This is a genomic window from Mesorhizobium sp. M2A.F.Ca.ET.037.01.1.1, assembly GCF_003998075.1.
In the GTDB taxonomy this organism is placed as follows: domain Bacteria; phylum Pseudomonadota; class Alphaproteobacteria; order Rhizobiales; family Rhizobiaceae; genus Mesorhizobium.
Genome location: NZ_RZSA01000815.1, coordinates 1 through 3,062 on the forward strand (window position 1 = coordinate 1; position 3,062 = coordinate 3,062).

At 63.6% G+C, this 3,062-nt stretch carries 2 protein-coding genes and 1 pseudogene; all 3 read left to right on the forward strand.

Going from position 1 to position 3,062, the window contains the following annotated elements; translation table 11 throughout:
• Positions 1 to 393: LysR substrate-binding domain-containing protein (locus EOA27_RS29480; protein WP_245491196.1), on the forward strand; the 393-nt coding region annotated here is incomplete at its 5' end.
• Between the two features lie 293 nt (positions 394 to 686).
• Complete coding sequence (pncB, locus tag EOA27_RS29485) at positions 687 to 1,991, forward strand: nicotinate phosphoribosyltransferase (RefSeq protein ID WP_127257880.1); 1,305 nt, start codon at positions 687 to 689, stop codon at positions 1,989 to 1,991.
• Positions 1,992 to 2,187: 196 nt separating this feature from the next.
• Positions 2,188 to 3,062 (forward strand): annotated as a pseudogene (locus tag EOA27_RS29490) (hypothetical protein); the annotation flags it as partial.

A 3,062-nucleotide genomic window follows, 5' to 3' on the forward strand; every position in this document is an offset into this window, starting at 1 on the left:
GAATGGCACGCCTGGCTGGCCGCCGCCGATGCGCTCGATCTCGAGCGCGGCCGCCGCCACCGTCTGGGCGATGCGCGCATGGCGACGGAGGCCGCCGTGCATGGCCACGGTGTCGCGCTCGGCGACTCGGTGACTGCGCGCGCCTTGCTTGCCAGGGGCATGCTCGTCGCGCCCTTCACGCTCTCGGTGCCGGCGGTCGACGATTTCTACGTCGTCTGCCGCAACGAGATGCGATCGGCGCCGATCGTCCAGCTGTTCATCGACTGGCTGTTCGCGGAGAAGGAGCAGGACGAGGCCCGCGCCGATGCCCCCGTGGCCGGCCGCCTGCCGAGCCGCAGGAAACGTCCCGCGCTGAAGGTTATCGGCGCCAAAGCAATTCCAGGAAAAGTGTGAAGCGGTTTTCCGTCTGGAATTGCGTCAAAACAAAAAAACTGGAGCATTTCGCCGTTTCCGTGAAACGGTGGAAATGCGCCAGGGCCCTGTCCTGACGGCTGGACTTGCATAGCCGCTTTTTGTCGGGCCAGCTTGCAAAGCGGGGAGCGCGTTCGAAAATACAATGCTAAGAGGCAGTTGGCTGAGGCATTCCAGGAAAACCGCGCGACGGTCTTCCAAGCGGAGTTGCTCGAACAAGGACTTGAAGCTTGGCGCCCGCGTTTGAGTGCGTCGTGCTTCATGGGTGAGGAAGCATGGCAAAGACTGACATAGCGCGGCGCGTCTACAACCACACCTGGAAGCTGGACCCGATCGTCCGCAGCCTGCTGGACACCGATTTCTACAAGCTTCTGATGCTGCAGATGATCTGGGGCATGTATCCCAAGGTCGACGCCACCTTCACCTTGATCAACCGCACGACCTCGGTGCGCTTGGCCGACGAGATCGACGAAGGAGAATTGCGCGATCAGCTCGACCATGCCCGCACGCTTCGCTTTTCGAAAAAGGAGATGATCTGGCTGGGCGGCAACACTTTTTACGGCCGCAAACAGATCTTCGAGCCGGAATTCCTCGCATGGCTAGAGGATTTCCGCTTGCCCGCCTACGAGCTGTCCCGGCGCGACGGCCAGTACGTGCTCTCCTTCCCCGGCCCCTGGATGTACACCACGCTCTGGGAAATCCCGGCTTTGGCCATCATCAACGAGCTGCGTTCCCGCGCGGCGATGCGTTCCTTCGGCCCCTTCGCGCTCGATGTGCTCTATGCTCGCGCCAAGGCCAAGATGTGGGCCAAGACCGAGCGGCTGAAGGCGCTGCCTGGCATCCGCATTTCCGACTTCGGCACAAGACGCCGTCACTCTTTCCTTTGGCAGCGTTGGTGCGTCGAGGCGTTGAAGGAAGGCATCGGTGATGCCTTCACCGGCACCTCCAACGTGCTTCTGGCCATGGACAACGACCTCGAGGCTTTGGGTACCAACGCCCATGAACTGCCGATGGTGTTTGGGGCTCTTGCCAACTCCGAGGAGGAGTTGCGGCAGTCGCCCTACAAGGTGCTGCAGGACTGGCAGCGCTATTATGGCGGCAATCTCCTGATCGTGCTGCCCGACGCCTTCGGCACGGACTCCTTCCTGCGCGAGGCGCCGGACTGGGTCGCCGACTGGACCGGCTTCCGCCCTGACAGCGCGCCGCCGATCGAGGGCGGCGAGAAGATCATCGACTGGTGGCGCAAGAGGGGCAAGGACCCCAAGCAGAAGCTGCTGATCTTCTCCGACGGCCTTGAGGTCGAGACCATTGAGGAGACCTACAGGCACTTCCGCGGCAAGGTGCGCATGTCCTTCGGCTGGGGCACCAACCTCACCAATGATTTCGAAGGCTGCGCCCCGACGGAGACTGACAGCCTCGACGCGATCTCGCTGGTCTGCAAGGTGACGGAAGCCAATGGACGGCCGGCGGTGAAGCTGTCGGACAATCCCGCCAAGGCGACAGGGGATGAGAAGGAAATCAAGCGGTATCTGCGCATCTTTGGCGAGAAGGGCAGGGTGGAGCAGTTGGTGAAGGTGTAGAGGGCGGCTCCCTGTGGCATCGTCGAGCGGTCCTGCGAGGCTGGATAGGTCGAGTTCCTTCGCCCCCCTCTCTGTCCTGCCGGACATCTCCCCCTCAAGGGGGGAGATTAAGCTTGTGTCTCCGCTTTCGCCAACCTTCGACGTTGCGAAGGAAGAACCGGCGCTGAAACTGCTAATCTCCCCCCTTGAGGGGGAGATGTCCGGCAGGACAGAGAGGGGGGCCGTAGAACGCCGTCGCCGCAGGTTAGCCTTCTCTCTCGCTTTCCTCGCTGCTCTCCCCACCCCCGCATTCGCCCACGCCTCCGATCGCGGTCACGTCCTGCTTCTCCCGACCGGCTACTACATCGCCGGCGGCGCGCTGGCCGTGGCCGTCAGCTTCCTCGTCCTGGCGCTGCTGCCGCCCGCCGCCCTCGACCGCTTCTGGCGCCGGCGCTTGCCCATGCTCACCTTCGGCGATGCTCCGCGCACCCTCTTCAGCTTGATTTCCTTTGCCGGCTTCATACTTCTCGTCGCCGCCGGCTTTCTCGGCAGCCGCGATCCGCTCTCCAACCCGCTGCCGCTGCTGATCTGGACGCTGCTCTGGGCAGGCTTCACGCTGCTGCAGGGCTTGCTCGGCGATCTCTGGGTATGGCTCAACCCATGGTACGGGCCGTGGCGTGTCGCCTCTCGCGTCTTCGGCCTTCCTGCGGACGATGCAAACCGATCGCGCCTGCCCAACTGGCTCGGCTACTGGCCGGCCTTCGTGCTGTTCTTAGCCTTCGCCTGGTTCGAGCTGATCGATCCCGCCCCCGACGATCCGGCCCGCCTCGCCTTTGCTGCCGGCCTCTACTGGCTGGCGAGCTTCATCGCCATGCTCATCTTCGGCTACGGCTCCTGGAGCAAGCGCGGCGAATTCCTGAGCGTCTTCTTCTCGATGGTCGCCCGCTTCGCGCCATTCGAGCGTGACGAAGGCCGGCTGAAACTCTGCTGGCCGGGCGCCAAATTGCTCGCCGCGGAGCCACTGCCGCCAAGCGGCACGGCTTTCCTCCTGCTGGCGCTGTCGTCGGTGTCCTTCGACGGCCTGTCGAAAAC

Bases quoted from the DNA above. Each gene is read 5' to 3' on its own strand.
- pncB (WP_127257880.1), top strand. From the start codon at position 687: ATGGCAAAGACTGACATAGCGCGGCGCGTCTACAACCACACCTGGAAG.